General features: G+C 46.8%; 14 protein-coding genes and 1 rRNA gene. 13 read left to right on the forward strand and 2 right to left on the reverse strand.

Translation table 11 applies throughout. From position 1 onward, the window contains the following. Window positions 1-74: ribosomal RNA gene (gene rrf / locus ACE5LO_RS27935) — 5S ribosomal RNA — on the forward strand; the annotation flags it as partial. A 117-nt stretch (window positions 75-191) separates the two neighbouring features. Here the strand turns inward: rrf and ACE5LO_RS21105 are convergent. Continuing rightward, window positions 192-1052, reverse strand: a complete 861-nt coding sequence (locus ACE5LO_RS21105; protein WP_375521960.1) for a hypothetical protein — start codon at window positions 1050-1052, stop codon at window positions 192-194. Window positions 1053-1228: 176 nt separating this feature from the next. Further along, window positions 1229-2164 carry a LysR substrate-binding domain-containing protein gene (locus tag ACE5LO_RS21110; protein WP_375522023.1) on the reverse strand — a complete coding sequence of 312 codons (936 nt, stop codon included), beginning with the start codon at window positions 2162-2164 and terminating at the stop codon, window positions 1229-1231. Between the two features lie 202 nt (window positions 2165-2366). On the opposite strand from ACE5LO_RS21110, the gene ACE5LO_RS21115 reads away from it, so the two are divergent. The 12 genes from ACE5LO_RS21115 (at window position 2367) to ACE5LO_RS21170 (ending at window position 16325) form a co-directional block, all read left to right on the forward strand. Then, window positions 2367-3326: an AraC family transcriptional regulator gene (locus ACE5LO_RS21115; protein ID WP_375521961.1), complete on the forward strand. Its 960-nt coding sequence runs from the start codon at window positions 2367-2369 to the stop codon at window positions 3324-3326. A gap of 158 nt (window positions 3327-3484) precedes the next feature. Continuing rightward, window positions 3485-4381: an SDR family oxidoreductase gene (locus ACE5LO_RS21120; RefSeq protein ID WP_375521962.1), complete on the forward strand. Its 897-nt coding sequence runs from the start codon at window positions 3485-3487 to the stop codon at window positions 4379-4381. A 432-nt stretch (window positions 4382-4813) separates the two neighbouring features. Continuing rightward, window positions 4814-5359: a PadR family transcriptional regulator gene (locus ACE5LO_RS21125; RefSeq protein WP_375521963.1), complete on the forward strand. Its 546-nt coding sequence runs from the start codon at window positions 4814-4816 to the stop codon at window positions 5357-5359. Beyond that, complete coding sequence (locus tag ACE5LO_RS21130; RefSeq protein ID WP_375521964.1) at window positions 5337-5852, forward strand: hypothetical protein; 516 nt, start codon at window positions 5337-5339, stop codon at window positions 5850-5852. Before ACE5LO_RS21125 ends, ACE5LO_RS21130 begins: the two co-directional genes overlap by 23 nt. A 298-nt stretch (window positions 5853-6150) precedes the next feature. Then, entirely contained in the window at window positions 6151-6750 is a 600-nt protein-coding gene (locus ACE5LO_RS21135; protein ID WP_375521965.1) for a TVP38/TMEM64 family protein, read from the forward strand. A gap of 11 nt (window positions 6751-6761) precedes the next feature. Continuing rightward, window positions 6762-8006 carry a glycosyltransferase family 2 protein gene (locus tag ACE5LO_RS21140; RefSeq protein ID WP_375521966.1) on the forward strand — a complete coding sequence of 415 codons (1245 nt, stop codon included), beginning with the start codon at window positions 6762-6764 and terminating at the stop codon, window positions 8004-8006. 41 nt (window positions 8007-8047) lie between these two features. Beyond that, complete coding sequence (locus tag ACE5LO_RS21145; protein WP_375521967.1) at window positions 8048-9496, forward strand: sensor histidine kinase; 1449 nt, start codon at window positions 8048-8050, stop codon at window positions 9494-9496. After that, window positions 9493-10209: a response regulator transcription factor gene (locus tag ACE5LO_RS21150; RefSeq protein ID WP_375521968.1), complete on the forward strand. Its 717-nt coding sequence runs from the start codon at window positions 9493-9495 to the stop codon at window positions 10207-10209. Before ACE5LO_RS21145 ends, ACE5LO_RS21150 begins: the two co-directional genes overlap by 4 nt. A gap of 211 nt (window positions 10210-10420) precedes the next feature. Beyond that, entirely contained in the window at window positions 10421-11509 is a 1089-nt protein-coding gene (locus tag ACE5LO_RS21155) for an RNA-guided endonuclease InsQ/TnpB family protein (protein ID WP_375521969.1), read from the forward strand. 378 nt (window positions 11510-11887) lie between these two features. Next, window positions 11888-12859 (forward strand): aldo/keto reductase, encoded by a 972-nt coding sequence (locus tag ACE5LO_RS21160; RefSeq protein ID WP_375521970.1) that lies wholly within the window; start codon window positions 11888-11890, stop codon window positions 12857-12859. A gap of 283 nt (window positions 12860-13142) precedes the next feature. Further along, complete coding sequence (locus ACE5LO_RS21165; protein WP_375521971.1) at window positions 13143-14153, forward strand: ketoacyl-ACP synthase III; 1011 nt, start codon at window positions 13143-13145, stop codon at window positions 14151-14153. 33 nt (window positions 14154-14186) lie between these two features. Next, a complete protein-coding gene (locus tag ACE5LO_RS21170; RefSeq protein WP_375521972.1) occupies window positions 14187-16325 on the forward strand; it encodes a DNA topoisomerase III in 2139 nt (712 codons plus the stop codon). Window positions 16326-16327 lie beyond the last annotated feature (2 nt).

Genomic DNA, 16327 nt, shown 5'->3' on the forward strand with positions numbered 1-16327 from the left:
ACACGACCGTTAAGCCCTCCAGCGCCGATGGTACTTGGACCGAAGGGTCCTGGGAGAGTAGGACGTTGCCAGGCAAACAACTAAACAAGCCCGTTATCGAAAGTTCGATAGCGGGCTTGTTTGCGTCTGATTTTCTTTATGGTTCAATAACAAAGCCCATCATCGAGATCTATGATGGGCTTTGTTTGTCATTAATATCTTTCTAAAATCAGCTGTGTCTTCAAACCGTCTACAGGAAGCAGCCAGCCATTTTCCGCCAGTGTGTTCATCAGCTTGGAGCGAAGTTGGGTAGCGATTTCTTGATCATCCGTTTTAAAGGAAGCCTCAATCAGATTTTCCGTCCCCGTACCTTGGCTATTTCGGATTGGCCATACCTCCAAAGTCAGCTCCTGACCTTCCCAATTCCCCTCGTATCGATAAAAGGTCAGCGGACCGTGGACCCGGGATTGAGATAGCTTCTCCTCTCCCCAACCCTTGGAAGACCATTTTTCGAGCTTGCCCGGCGGCTTGTCCAGCAGCAGCTCCAGCGATTCCTGTTCGGAAGGCAGATGTGTGCCTGCAGTGTTGGTGCTTACCTTTTTGGTGTTAGAGAAGCTAAGCGTCTGCTTGCCATAACCCCAATCAATCTCGGCTTCGTAATTGTCGTCCGAGGCATCAAAGCCTTCCTTATTAGCCAAGCTGAGGGCGGCGTCAATATCACCGTTGATGATCGGATACCGCTTTTTGTAGGTTAACTCATAATTATTCTTGTCCTCTTTTTTGCGGAATCGTACATCCCAGCCTTGTTCGTTTAATTCGAGCAGATCGGTATCGTAATACGCTACGCCGATGGCTTGCGGAGATGCGTCAAGCCCCAGTGTCTCAATCACTTCTTCCTGAACTTGTCCACCAGAGGTTAATACAGCTTCGGGTTTGGCGATGAATTTCACTTCGTAGGAAGGTACGGCATTTGCGGCAGCATATACGGAATGTGCCCCGGTTCCAGCAAACATACTTCCCAACGCCGTGAAGCTGAGCACCGCTGCCATCGTCATCTGTTTCCATTTTTTCAAGTTCCAACACTCCCTTTGGGTTATTGAATATAATTCCACTTTAAATGAGAAGTAAACGGGAACTATTAATAGGGAGTGGGAATCGCATCAAATTCACATAGAATTTTTGAATGGCATGCTTTAATTTTTCGTAGCACTTTCTGTAACTTCATAGCAGTAGCCCGTAGCTTTCACACTTAATCATTCGGCGCTCCACTGAGCTGGGTGCTTCGTCTACAGCATGTTTTGCCCAGGGAAGGGACGGCCTCCCGCAGTACCTCCTGAAAACGGCTGATCTGCGCAGAAGGCAAACGGTCGGCATTATGTACGCTGTAAATATACCGGGATGCCTGAAGCCCTGGAATGGGGAGGATATGCAGCCATCCTTGCTCTTTTTCCCGCCAAGCAGCCATTCGTGACATAAACGAAATATGATCTCCTAACAAGACCAGTTGTTTGATCGCTTCCAAAGAATCCAGTTCCACCGTACTGCGCAGACGGAGGCTGTGCTGGTTAACCCATTGGTCTGTTACCTTCCTCGTGCTGGATTCTGTTCCATGAAGAGCAAAAGGCGTGCGGGCAATCTGCTCGGGGTCTGGCGATCCTGATTTTGTCAGTGGATGTCCGGTGGCACACACGAGGATCAGATCATCGGAGCACAAGGATTCAGCCACCAGGCCCTGCTCGGTGAAAGGCTCTGACGAAACTATGCCCAGATCGATCTGGTGTCGGCTAAGCATATCCCGGATCATTGGTGAAGGTTTGACAGACAATGAGATCTGAATGCCCGGGAATTCCCGTGAAAAAGTTTGCAAAATAGGCGGAAGCAAGTAGGTTGCAGGCACATAGCTTGCGCCGATATGCAGCGTGCCACGGTACAGGCTGTCGTACTCCCTGACAACGCGTTTTGACTCTTTGGCAAGAGCGTTCATTTTGACGGCGTAATGGAGTAAGGCTTGTCCGGCTTCGGTAAGAAATGTTTTGCCGTTTCGGGATTCGAACAATTTGACCTGCATTTCTTCTTCCAGCGACTTCATGTGAAAAGTAACCGTAGGCTGCTTGATGCCAAGTATTTCGGCGACACTGGTCATCTGGTGGTGGCGGTCGATCAGTTCGACAATTTGCAGTTTCATAAGATTCACGTATCCGTCTCTCCCCTGGTTGTTTCTATATATGTTCTTTATATAGAGTTAATCTATGAACATCAACGGAATTCAAATAAAAAGTTAATTATGTGTTTAATAGTACGCTAGGGGATGAATGGGGGCAGTTTGACGCTTGCCGTAATTGTTTGTATACTTTTCGCAATTGAAACAAGGAGCTGTGTAGGAAACGATGAGGATACTAGATGAACATGCGCTTCCACAGACGTCGGGTAATGCCAAGAGTATGCTTGCTACAGAAACGGCCCGACTGGCACGTCAGATTTACACCCGTGTCCCACATGATGGTGCTATTGTCCAACCTGTCCCTGGTTTGCTCCTCGCTCGCCATTCACAAATAGACGCGGACTACGTGCATACCATTGAGCTGCCCTCTTTATGGATCGCTGCACAAGGAGAAAAGGCTGTTACGGTGGGGACTGAGGTCTATTCCTTCGGCGGTGGGCAGATGTTTATCGTCCCCGTTGCCCTCCCGGTTGCTGCCCAGACCACGCTTGCCAGTCCTTCCGAGCCGGTTCTCGGTGTCAGGCTGGATCTCAACCCGCAAAGGATCGCCGAGTTGGTCCTGAAAGTGTATCCACGCGGGCTGCCTCCCATTCGTCAGCGGAGCGCGGGTTATGTCACGAACGCTGACCTGAGCGTTATAAGTGCGGTGAGTAGGCTGGTGGAGTGTTTATCTGATCCTGGCGACACCGAGTTGGTTGCTCCACTCGTGGTGGATGAAATATTGATACGTGTCCTGCGAAGTCCTATAGGCGTCCATGCCGCTGAAATCGGTTTTGCCGATTCGGGCGTGCAGCGGGTTGCAAAGGCGATTGCCTGGCTCCGCAACAACTTCGCCCAGCAGATGAAGGTCGCAGACTTGGCCGATTTGGTGCATTTGAGTGTGTCCTCGTTTAACGAGCATTTTAAGTCAGTCACTTCGATGAGCCCGCTGCAATACCAAAAAGCGTTGCGTCTTCATGAAGCACGGCGGCTGATGTTATCCGCTTCAATGGATGCAACCACGGCATGCCAGCTGGTGGGATATGTGAGCAGCTCCCAATTTAGCCGTGATTACAGCCGCTTTTTTGGCAGTCCGCCAAGCAAAGATATCGCCAGATGGCGTCAACAAGCACAAGTACCGGATTGATCAATCATTGGAATGAACGTCAGAATTATGTTGATCTGAGGTTATGCTGTTTCCGGCGGATCAGGCAAGAAGCAGCGTGGAACTGGCAAACATCCTGGTGAAGCTCGGTCTAAAATATATGTATAGCTTTACTACTTATTGTGTAGGAGGAATTCATTATGCGTGTTTTTGTTACAGGGGCAACTGGTTTTATAGGGTCCGCTATCGTGCAGGAACTGATTGGAGCGGGGCATGAGGTGGTAGGCCTCGCCCGCTCGGAAGCGGCAGCAGCTGCGCTCACCGCGGCTGGGGCAGCAGCACATCATGGATCTCTTGACGATCTCGACAGTCTGCGCAGCGGAGTGGCCGCTGCGGATGGCGTGATCCATGCAGCTTTCGTTCATGATTTCTCGGATTACGCCGGTGCGTGCAAGAAGGATAGTGAAGTTGTTGAAGCGCTCGGGGAGGCATTAGCTGGTTCTGATCGACCATTCGTAGTTACTTCGGTAAATGCTCTCCTTACACCCGGCCGTCTTGGAACGGAAAATGACACACCCGACCGCAATTCGGCCTCAGCAACCCGCATCGCATCGGAAGAGAGGGCTTTAGCTATGGCTTCGCGCGGAGTTCGCGCATCAGTGGTGCGTCTTCCGGAATCGGTACATGGTGATGGCGATCGAGCATTTGTACCGGTTTTGATCGATATCGCCCGCAGAACGGGTGTCTCCGCTTATGTAGGCGATGGAGCTAACCGTTGGGCTGCTGTGCACAGGCTCGATGCCGCGCGTCTCTATCGGCTGGCGCTTGAGTCTGCACCTGCTGGTACCAGACTGCATGCGATTGGCGATGAAGGTGTGCCGCTTCGCGACATCGCCGCCGTAATCGGTCGCCGCCTTAATGTGCCTGTCGTCAGCAAGTCTCCTGAGGAGGCCGCTGATCATTTCGGTTGGCTTGCGCACTTTGTTACGATAGACAATCCGACATCAAGCGCGCTGACCCAGGAACGCCTCGGATGGCGCCCCATTCAGCCAGCGCTCATTCCGGATATCGACAGGGAGGAGTATTTTACCAACTGATGGTTGTGTTTGTAGATAGAATGGATCGTTGAAAGGGCAGCACGAGGTATCCTCGTTCTGCCCTTTCTTTAAACTATAAGTAGTAGCAACAACAGTTAACATAATATTCAAGCTGAGGCTCCTTCTGAGCCCTCGTCTGCGGACCCGCAATGTACGGTGGTGGAGAGGACGAGGGTTAGTCACTCCCTCCTACCCGATTATATTGAATGCGTAGTGCCGTCATTCTCTGATTTTGCGCAGCTTAGCTGAAATTATCTTTTTAAATAAAATATCAGCAAACGCTATTGACAAATTGATTATCAACAAATAAAATCAATATATCGAAACGATATATATCGATTGAATATATAGAATGCTATATACAAACCGCGATGAGTTTCCTTTGATTTCAGAAGGAACATTCACTTTGCAAGGAAAGAAGGGATGGATTTTATGTTGATTTACGTAATTCTTGGGTTTCTCTGCGAAAAGGATATGACAGGATATGAAATCAAGCAGAAGATGACATTAAGTACTTCCAACTTTATTGATGCCAGCTTCGGAAGTATATATCCTATGCTGAAAAAAATGGAAAAGGGGGAGCTTATCAAATTTGAAGAAGTGGTTGAGGACGGAAGATTCAAAAAATCATATGGTATCACGGAAAAAGGGAAGAGTGAATTTTTAGAATGGTTAAAAACACCCTGTACTTTTTCACCTTTCAATTATGAGTATTTAAATAAGCTTTTCTTCTATAAATATCTTGACGATCTTGAGGTTGTTCGATTGATTGCCAGCTTTCAAACCACTGTCGCCAGTGAATATAACAAGCTTGCCATGATAGAAGAGCAACACGTTCATGAGATGGGGGGATATGAGCACGCGACTTTGATGTTTGGCAAAGAATATTTTCAAATGATTATGAACTGGCATGATGAACTCATAAGAAAAATTACAGGAAAGAAGGCTAATGTATATGAGAATGACAAAAAAATTTAAATTACAAATTGCAGCTAAAAATGTGGATTTGTACAAATGGGTAACTGAGATGACACCAGCCGAATATGAATCATTCTCAAAAGGTCACAAGGCAATGGGCAGTTATTTTGAAAATGGGGAATTCTTTATGGTTAATGTGGAAAATATGGGGAATGAGATGATTGTTCAGCATTATCATTTAAAAGAGCACACAGAGGATCGTTTGCGTTTCTACTCTGACAGGACAAAAGCTTATATATGGCGGTGGATACCAGCCATTGTTGGAGTTCCATGGGAACTGAAGGTCACGCCTATTGATAACAACTCTTGCGAATTTAGCTGTACAATTGGAGCGGACTTTCCATCTCGGCTACTGGCCTTTGCGGCATGGATAAATGGTTTTGGTGGATTCTTTATGAGAAAACATTTAGCCGATGAGGGCGAAAAATTTGCTAGAAATATAGAAAAGAAATTTAATAACCCAACTTTAGGTGCGACCAAGCTTGGGTTATGAAGTTTAGCAGGTCGAACCCTGCTTGGAAAGGCTCCGGCTCACTGCAGATTGAGGCCGTCCCAAAAATCATCGTAGATGACTCAGACGGCCTCGTTCCATTTCGTCAAACAAAAAGAAACCGCTTCTTGGTAAATGGAGGTACCACCCAACCATTAGCCCAAAGGAGACGGTTTCTTTGTATATTATTGTTTTTTGTTTAGAAACTGTTTATATCTTTTATTCAAGGAATTTAGATATTTATTTTATGATGGATTCAGGCAGATAGCTAAAGGAAATTTTATAGAAGAGGTAAACAAAGATGCTGAAAAACAAAGTATTTATAGGGAGAATAATTAACCTTTTTTCGATAATTGGGTTAATCGGGACGATATTATTTTGTGTTTACGGATATCAAGCAGGAATTTTTACATCTTCTAATAAGATGCAGCTTTTTGTTGAAGGAACTGGAATCTGGGGACCACTGATATTCGTATTGATTCAGATTATACAGGTGGTGCTACCAGTTCTTCCAGGTGGTATTAGTTGCGCTTATGGTGTAATTCTTTTCGGTCCAGTATATGGATTTATTTATAATTATGTAGGTATTATCATTGGGTCAATTTTTGCTTTTTTAATAGCCAGACAATATGGAAAACCGTTTATACAAAAAATTACGCCAGCTCGAATCTACCATAAGTATAGTAGTTGGTTAGATAAGGGGAACTGGTTTGATAAGCTGTTTGCATTAGGAATTTTTCTTCCGGGCGCTCCAGATGATTTTTTGTGTATGTTGGCTGGGATTACCAAGATGAAGCTTGGGCGATTTATTTTAATCCTCATCGTATGTAAACCTGCTGCACTATTTGTATACAGTATGGGTTTATCGACAGCTATGGGGTGGTTAGGAACATATTTTTAGGAGGTAATGATATGACATTTTCCATGGTAACGATAGTTGGGAACTTGGGTGTTTGTCTTGGTCTTTTGACCAGTATATACGGGTTCTATTTTGTATTTCTCGCTTTTAGGGGAGGAAGTATCAAGAAGAAGAAAAAAGAGGAGGGGATTCCCAATACGCGATTTGCATTGGTTGTAGCGGCCAGAAATGAGGCGGCTGTAATTGGAAATTTGATTACTAGCCTGCAACAGCAGAACTATCCCAAAGAGCTATATGATATCTATGTTGCTCCAAATAATTGTACGGATGATACTCATGAAATTGCTATTTCACATGGAGCAAGGATATTTCACCCAAAGGGTGAGATTCGTTCAAAAGGTAACGTTTTGACTCAATTTGTTAAAATGTGTCTAGTAGAGAAAAAATATGATGCCATTTGTGTATTTGATGCAGACAATATTGTACATGCGGATTTTTTACAAAAAATGAATAGTGAAAAGCTATCTGGCACCCATATTGCACAAGGTTTCAAAAATAGTAAAAATCCTACAGGAAGTGCAATTGCTATGGGTTTCTCGGTGTACTATTGGATAATTGACCACTATTTTAACAGAAGCAGAGAGGCGCTAGGTCTCTCAAGCTTTATACTTGGAACTGGCTTTATGGTAACGACCTCTTTCTTTGAAAAAATAGGTGGTTGGAATACAAAAACGATTACGGAAGATCTTGAGTTCTGTGCTCAATGTGTACTTGCTGGCGAGCGAGTACATTATGTCCCGGATGCAATCGTGTATGATGAACAGCCGCTTACTTTTATACAGTCGTGGAAGCAACGCAGAAGATGGAGTACGGGTTATTTTGAATGCTCGAGGCTTTATCGGAAGGAGTTGATCATGCGAATGTTTGAGCGCCGAAGCAAAGCTGTATTTGATTTAACCATGACTTATTTGTGCCCAGTGTTTTTTATCATGTCATTATTGGCTTCACTGGGACAAATTACACTTATGAGCTTTCATTTTTTTGCTGGTTATGCGTACAATGGATTGTCAATGTTATCTACTGGTTTGTCGTTTGGACTTGTACTAAGTATTCTATTAGCCGCTTATATTGTTTATAAACGCAATAGGCAAACCATTCAGGGAGTGAGTGGATCGATTCTCAGTTTTATACTGTTAATGGTTAGTTGGATTCCAATTAATATCGTAAGCATTTTTAAAAAGCAAAGAACATGGGAAAGCATTGAACACACACAAGCTATTCATATTAATGACATATAAATCAACCTGCTGATTGGTCTGGGGAAGGAAGGAGGATTGTTTTGACTATAAAAAAGCGCTTATTTTATTCCAATCTATTGATGGTTATTTCTCCGCTCATAGCAATGCTGATCATTGGCACTGTGTTATTCTTTATTGGCGAGGCATTTTTTTCAGGAACAGATGAAGTGGATATAATGAATGATTCATTGCTGGAAATGCAGAGAATCATCGATAGCACTGATATAGATTTATTATCAATAGACAAGACTACACAGAACAATCTTATGAATCAGCTCTCTGACAAAGGTTTTCAAATCAGCGGTGTACAGGCGGGGGAAATTCTCTTTACTAACATGAATTTAGAAGAGCAAGCGTTACTCCCTAAATATCTTGAAAAAGAAAAGTTATATACGGCAAATCAAACTCTTTGGATTCGGGATGAAGATTATTTTCTTTTATGGAGGCATCTAGAAACCGATACACAACCCCTTACGCTAATTGTGTTAGGGTTTAATGAGGTAGATCGAATCCATGGAGCCAAGGATACGGCGGCGCTCATATCACTAGTATTACTGATTCTTATAAGTATTGTATTTATCGTGATCCTATTTAGCTTATATTTTGCCAATAAGATGATTAGAAATATCATGATTCCGATCAATCATCTGTATGAGGGAGCACAACGAATTCGAGAGGGAAATCTTGACCAGGACATTTTTTGTCATGGAGCAGAAGAACTGGAGGATGTCTGTGAAACATTTAATGAAATGCAGCACCAACTAAAAGAGAGGGCTCGCAAAAATGAAATTTACGAACGAGACAGAAATGAAATGCTGGCTGGAATATCCCATGATCTTCGTACACCCCTTACATCGATAAAAAGCTATGTAAGAGGGTTGCAGGATGATATTGCCAAAACGCCAGACAAACAAAAAGAATATTTGGAAGTTGTCTATTTAAAAGCCTGCCAAATAGAAAAACTTATTAATTCTCTGTTTCTATTTTCAAAACTTGAGACAGGTAAATTTCCGTTTGACTTCAAATCAGTATCCATACAGAACTTCATCGTTACATTGCTTGATTCGGTAGAATATGATTTAAATAAAAATAATGCAGTCTTAACGTTAAATAGTACCTGTACAGATCAAAAAGTTTATATTGATGGTGCACAGATGAGTCGTGTCATAACGAATATATTGGACAACAGCTTGAACTACAATCCCAACAGACAAATTCATATTACAGTTACCTTGTCAGAAGTAGATGGTATCATTGTAATACGAATACAGGATGATGGTGTTGGTGTTTCAGACAAACAGCTTCTTCGATTGTTTGACAGTTTTTATCGTGGAGATGAATCGAGAAATAATGCTGCTGAGGGCAGTGGGCTTGGGCTTGCCATAGCAAGAAATATAGTAAATGCGAATAACGGGAAAATTTATGCAAAGAATGATAACGGGTTAGCTGTTATCATTGAACTTCCGGTCGAGAAGGAGGGAAATCAATGAAATGTGTATTAATTGTGGAAGATGATAAAGAGATAGCTGCTATCGAAAGGGATTATTTGGAAATTAATCAAATTGATGCTGAAATTGCTTTGGATGGAAATATGGCTCTGGCGATGATGCAGAAGAAACAATATGATTTAATTTTATTAGATGTTATGATGCCATATAAAGATGGTTTTCAACTATGTAAAGAAATCCGTAATACTTTTGATGTTCCAATCTTAATGGTTACTGCTAAGACAGAACCTGTAGATCGAATTAGAGGTCTGGGGATTGGTGCAGATGACTATATATCCAAGCCTTTTGACCCCGCAGAACTTGTTGCAAGAGTTAAATCTCATTTAGCTCGTTATGATCGACTGACAAACGGGAACAAAGAGAAGGGAAACAGTCCGGCTGGGCCAGTGGAAACTATTGTGATAGACGATTTATATATCATTCCAAAGGGCTATAAAGTCTATGTCAGAGGGGAAGAAGTTAAATTCACTAACAGAGAGTTTGAGTTATTATTGTTTCTGGTTACCCATCCAAACATTGTGTTTTCAAAAGAAAAACTCTTTGAGAGAATATGGGGATTTGATTATGTTGGAGATAATGCAACTGTTACCGTACACATCAATCGGATCAGGACTAAGATAGAGAAAGACAGTAGTAATCCGCAATATATTGATACCGTCTGGGGAGCAGGCTATCGTTTTAACATCTTTCCGTGAGAAGTCCCCTTCCTCTGAGCCTATACTTCCGAAGCGAGTTTTGTTCGAAGCTTATTCAGGAAGTAGTGCACACAAAACTTTGAGTAGGGGATGAATCTCGGTTAGGCGAAGCCTAAATGCGCTTGTCTATTGTATATGGCTTGTGCTTTCCTAGTCGAATGTTTGTGTGATATAATGGGAATATATGTTCTTATCAAGGCGGTGATCCTTCGTGCAAATCACATATCAGTTTCGCCTCTACCCGACCCCCGAACAGGAAGAACGCATGATCCGAACGTTGAACTTGTGCCGGAAGCTGTACAATCGGGCGAAGGAGCAACGGGATACCGTCTACAACCAAGAGGGCAAAACTGTCACCTACGCCATGCAGCAGAAGGAATTGCCCGCCTTCAAGAAGGAATTTCCCGAATACCAAGAGGTTCATTCCCAAGTGTTACAAGATTGCTTACGGCGTTTGGATGATGCCTATCATCGGTTCTTTCGCGGCGATGCGGGTTTTCCTCACTATAAGTCAGCCGACCGATATCGATCCTTTACGTACCCTCAGCCTGGTGCGGTAGACAAGACCTTCGCCCGGGATGGATACGTCTATCTGTCCAAAATCGGCTTTGTCCGCATGCGCACACACCGTCCGTTCGACCGGTCAAATGTGACCCAAATCAACGTAAAACGACATGCAGACGGATGGGTCATGGGGATCAGCGTAAACATAGAGACAACAGGAGTCGGCCAGACGGCGGAAACAGCTGTGGGCATCGACGTTGGGTTACACACGTTTGCGGCGTTGTCCGATGAGACGAAGGTGGACAATCCACGGTATCTGCGAAAATCGGAAAAGCGGCTCAGACGCGCCCAGCGGCGGCTATCTCGCAAAGCGCGCGGTTCCCGTAATCGGCAGAAGGCCAATCAGAAAGTGGCGAACATCCACCAAAAAGTGGCACGGCAGCGAAAAGATTTCTTACACAAACAATCGCATCGCATCGTTCAGGGACATGATCTGATTGCAGTGGAGCAGCTGAAAGTGAAGAACATGATCCGCAATCGCCGACTATCCAAAAGCATCTCAGATGCCGGATGGCGAAGGTTCATCACGTATCTGTCGTATAAAGCCGCAAGACAAGGGAAGCGACTCGTAGAAGTGCCCGCCCACGGCACATCGCAAACCTGCATCTGCGGTGCGGATGTTCCCGAAACGTTGGCGATCCGGCTTCATGAATGCGAAGCATGCGGACTGGTGCAGGACAGGGACATCGTTTCGGCCCAGGTCATTTTGCAGCGGGCTTTGGAAATCGTAGCGTGATGGACTGAACACCGTAGGGAGGGTTTGCCCCGAACGGGATGCGCACCGCATCGAACGCTTGTGGAGATCCAGTCAGACCTTTCCTGTAGAAAGGCAGCGATCGTTGAAACAAGAAGCCCCCGCCTCTTCAGGCGGTGGGAACATTTCACTAAAGCCTGACTTATAAATACAAAACGGAACATGAGCAACGACTAAACATAACTGCAACGCTTTCAAACACGAGAACGTCAATGAACAGCAAAACAGCTCCCCCAACGTATTAGCCTGTTAGCGCCATTACTAGTAAAAGCGTACTGTGGCTGCTCCCAATACCATGGTTTAGAATAAAATCATGTTAGCAATCCATATTCGAATCTGCGGAAAAGAGGGGACTAGCCGATGGAAAATAGATTACCGAAACGAAAGCTGGGCAGTCAAGGGCTTGAAGTGTCAGCCTTGGGTCTGGGTACGATGATGATGCCGGACAACGAAGAGTCGGTATATACCATTCAAGGGGCATTGGATAGTGGCGTCACTATGTTCGATACGGCGGATATTTACGGCGAAAAATTCATGGAAGGAAAATTCGGCGGCAACGAGCGAACGGTTGGCCGGGCTTTGAAAGGACGCCGGGACCAAGCCGTGATTGCGACCAAATTCGGCATTACTGGGATGGACATGAAAGCGCACGGACACCCTGCTTATGTAAAAAAATCTGTGGACGCCAGCCTTCTTAATCTTGGCGTCGATTATATCGATCTGTATTATCAGCACCGCATTGATCCGAATACACCCATCGAGGAAACGGTAGGCGCTATGGCGGAGCTCGTTCAGGAAGGCAAAGTACGCTATATCGGTCTGTCGGAGGCTTCAGCCGACCAGATTCGCCGTGCGCATGCGGTTCATCCGCTAACTGCGGTAGAAACGGAATATTCACTGTGGAGCCGCGAAGTCGAGGACGAGGTGCTGCCTGTTCTTCATGAGCTGGGCATCGGTTTTGTTCCGTATAGCCCGCTCGGTCGTGGTTTCCTGGCAGGGCAAATTCGGACGTTCGACGATCTGCCTGAAGATGATTATCGCCGCTTCTTCCCCCGCTTCCAGGGTGAAAACTTCAGCAAAAACCTGGAGATCGTAGCTTTGATCGAAAAGTTTGCCGCCCGCAAAGGCTGCAAACCGTCTCAGCTTGCGCTGGCTTGGCTGCTCGCACAGGGTGAGCAGATTGTTCCAATTCCGGGTACAAAGCGTTTGGATCGGGTTCAGGAAAATCTGGGCGCACTGGAAGTGACGCTTTCTGCGGAGGAACTGGCGGAGATCGAACGCATCTCGCCGCAAGGTGTCGCGGCTGGGGAGCGTTACCCGAGCTTTCAGTAATCCTGGCACGAGGCTGGATATCAAGCAAATTCTTTTATATAACAGAGCCGCTCCAAGAAGTCTGATTCGACTTCGGAGTGGCTCTGTTTTTCTTGTTTTACGCTAAACTACATCCTATTTTAAAGTAGCCTTATGCCAATGTAGAACAGGGAATTTCGTGGGAATAGAAGATTTTTTCAAAAAAATAGTATCAGGTACTAAGACCAGGTGTTATAATAACAAATGTACAGTTGAACAGAAAGCATGGACATTCAAATCCTTCATTAAAGAGAGGAGAAATAGTATGCTGCAATCCAAAGCGAGAATAACTGCCATTGGAACTTATGTGCCTGATAAAGTGCTGAGCAATGCGGATCTGGAGAAGCTGGTGGATACCAGTGATGAATGGATCGTGCAGCGGACCGGCATGAGAGAACGCCGGATTGCTGCTCCCGATCAATTTGTTTCCGACTTGTCCATACGTGCGGTGCAAAACATGATGGAAGCCTACAATGTTCAAGTGCAAGACGTAGACATGATCCTGGTTGCTACCAGCACACCTGACTATCATTTCCCGAACGTTGCTTCACGCATACAAGATGCCTTCGGTATCGCGCAAACCGGTGCGCTTGATCTGGGAGCAGCCTGCGCAGGCTTCACATATGGACTTCATGTAGCCAACGGGCTGATTACAGCGGGTCTTCATCGGAAAATCCTTGTCGTAGGAGCCGAAACGCTGTCCAAAATAACGGATTATACGGACCGGACGAGCTGTGTCCTATTCGGTGACGGAGCAGGAGCGGTGCTGGTGGAGCAGGATGAGCAGAATCCGGGTTTTATCGCTTCAGATATCGGCACAGACGGGGCAGGTGGCATTCATCTGTACCACACCGCATTGTCCCAAAAAATGAATGAAACCGAGCTTAGCGACAGTGGCCATCTTGTACAGAACGGAAGGGAAGTTTACAAATGGGCAGTACGCAATGTGCCTGCCGGAGTGGAGCGGCTTTTGCAGCAAGGAGGCATCCATACGGAACAATTGGATTGGTTCGTTCCCCACAGCGCCAACCTGCGCATGATCGAGTCGATTGCGGAAAAAGCGGCCATACCGATGGAAAAAGCATTGACGAGCGTAGAATACAACGGCAATACCTCGGCTGCATCCATTCCCCTGGCGTTACAGACAGGTATTAACGAAGGGAAGCTGAGACAGGGGGACAAGATCATACTGTACGGTTTTGGCGGCGGGTTAACTTATGCAGGCCTGCTGCTGACATGGGGAGTCCCTCAGCCCGTGCGGAAAATACGAAGGTAATGGTATAATGGAATCCTCAGAAAGGGGATCGTTATGAAAGTATTGGTACTAGCTGAAAAACCGTCGGTAGCACGCGAGATCGCTCGTGTGATGGGCAGCCGTGAAAAGCATAAAAGCTACTTTGAGGGACCTCAATATGTAGTAACCTGGGCGCTTGGCCATCTTGTCGGCCTGGCAGAGCCGGAGGACTACGATAATAAATATGCAACCTGGAAGCTGGAAGAGCTGCCGATTTTGCCGAAAACGACCAAGCTGAAGGTGCTGCGCGAAACCAATCATCAATTCAGAGCGGTGCAGCAACTGATGAAGCGGCAGGATCTCGGGGAACTCATTATTGCTACCGATGCTGCGAGGGAAGGGGAGCTGCTGGCCCGCTGGATTATGCAAATGGCGCATTGGAAGAAACCCTTCCGCAGACTGTGGATTTCGTCGCAGACGGACAAGGCGATCAAGGAAGGCTTTGCGAAGCTGCTGCCTGGCAAGCAGTTTGACCGGTTGTATGAATCCGCCCGCTGTCGTGCCGAAGCGGATTGGATGGTCGGTCTGAATGTGACCCGTGCCCTGACCTGTAAATTTAATGCCCAATTGTCCGCAGGGCGGGTGCAGACACCAACACTTGGCATGATTATGGAACGCGAGAAGGAAATTACGAGCTTCCGCTCGCAGGAATACGATACGATCACGGGAGATTTCGGCACGTTTCAGGCCACACGCCGGGGCAGCAACGGGGATGCCCGCATTTTTGACAGGCAGGAAACGGAGCAACTGAAGCGCAAGCTGGAAGGCGGCACTGGAACGGTCACGCAGGTGAAAAAGACGGAGAAAGCCGAGCCGCATCCGCTTCCCTATGACCTGACCGAACTGCAGCGGGACGCGAACCGCCGCTATGGATTCTCGGCCAAACAGACGTCCAATGTGCTGCAGCGTCTATATGAACAGCATAAGCTTGTCACGTATCCGCGTACGGACAGCCGCTATCTGTCCTCGGATATTACGGGGACTTTAAAAGAGCGCCTGAACAGCGTTGCCGTAGGCCCATATGCAGCAGTGGCCCGCCCGCTGCTGCGCACACAGCTCAAGGTGACGAAGCGTTTTGTCGATGACAGCAAGGTGACGGATCACCATGCCATTATTCCGACGGAAGAAACGGTTTTCCTGAACAAGCTCAGTGCGGAGGAGCGCAAGCTGTATGATCTGATCGTCCGGCGTTTTATCAGCCTTTTCTACGGGCCGGCCCAATATGACGCGGTCGCGGTTACGGTGGAGGCTGCGGGTGAAATGCTTCATGTCAAAGGCACCGTCATGAAGGATAGCGGCTGGCGCGTGGTGTATGACGGGGATATCGTGGATGACTCCGACGAGGATGAAGATGAAGACAGCCGGGAGAAGGAACAAAATGTCGTGCTGCCTGACCTGAAGCAGGGAGAAAAGATCAAGCTTGCTCGCTGCATCGTGAAGCCAGGCCGCACCACGCCGCCAAAACGGTATACGGAAGCCGCCCTGCTGTCGCAAATGGAGAAGCACGGATTAGGCACGCCGGCCACGCGAGCGGATATTATCGAGAAGCTGGTCAGCTCTGACACGATTGAGCGGCAGGGCAACCTGCTGCATCCGACAGGCAAGGGCAGACAGTTGATTGAATTGGCCGCACCGCAGCTTCGCACGCCGGACCTGACGGCCCGCTGGGAAGCGGAGCTGGAGCGCATCGCCCGCGGCCAGGGCAGCCCGGATTCCTTCCTGAACGGAATCAGGGACATGACACGCGAATTGGTAAGCACGGTCAAGAACAGCGCTGCGGAATACAAGCCGCATAACGTTACGAACAGCCATTGTCCGGACTGCGGAAGCAAGCTGCTGGAGAAGAAAGGCAAGAAGGGCAAGTTTCTCGTATGTCCGAGCCAGGATTGCAGTTACCGCCGTTCCGCCGAAAAGCGCCTTTCCAACCGCCGCTGTCCGCAGTGCCATAAGAAAATGGAACTGAAGGAGGGCAAGGCCGGACTTTATGTCCAATGTCTTCCTTGCGGACTTACCGAGGTGCTGGATAAGGACAAATCCAGAGTCAATAAACACGAACAGCAGAAGCTGGTCAAACAGTATGCGAAGCAGGAATCCCTCGGCTCCAATCTCGGCGAGCTGCTGAAAGCGGCGCTGGCTGAGAAGGAAGAGAAATAACC

Source organism: Paenibacillus medicaginis (assembly GCF_042138635.1).
Lineage (GTDB): Bacteria > Bacillota > Bacilli > Paenibacillales > Paenibacillaceae > Paenibacillus > Paenibacillus medicaginis.